Here is a 545-nt window from a genome sequence, read left to right as displayed (position 1 = left end):
ATTACGTTTACAGAGGGGAATGCTCTGTTAAACGACCAGCCGTATACTTCGGGCACTACGATAAGTGCAGAAGGCAGCTACACGCTTGTCGTGAGTGATGCCGCCGGCAATGCGACGACTGTTAGCTTTACCATCGACAAAACGAAGCCAGTGGTTTCGGGCGTAGAAGACGGGAAGCTGTATAACACGGATAAAACGGTGACGTTTGACGAAGGGACTGCGACATTAAACGGTGGTTCGTTCATGTCAGGCGATACGATCAGCCAGGATGGCGATTATACGCTCATCGTAACGGATGCGGCAGGAAATACAACAACGGTAACATTTTCACTCGATAAAACACCTCCAACCGTAACGGGGGTAACAGACGGAAGCAATTACAATACGGATCAAACAATCACGTTTACAGAGGGGAATGCTCTGTTAAACGACCAGCCGTATACTTCGGGCACTACGATAAGTGCAGAAGGCAGCTACACGCTTGTCGTGAGTGATGCCGCCGGCAATGCGACGACTGTTAGCTTTACCATCGACAAAACGAAGCC

General features: G+C 49.7%; 1 pseudogene. It reads left to right on the top strand.

The annotated features are described in order from the left end of the window. A pseudogene (locus tag KJS57_RS26070) lies at positions 1–545 on the top strand (Ig-like domain-containing protein); the annotation flags it as partial.

The sequence above is a fragment of the Paenibacillus vini genome, assembly GCF_018403325.1.
Classification (GTDB): Bacteria; Bacillota; Bacilli; order Paenibacillales; family Paenibacillaceae; genus Fontibacillus; species Fontibacillus vini.
The sequence above is the reverse complement of the archived record's forward strand: the minus strand, read 5'-3'. Positions and strand labels throughout refer to the sequence as shown.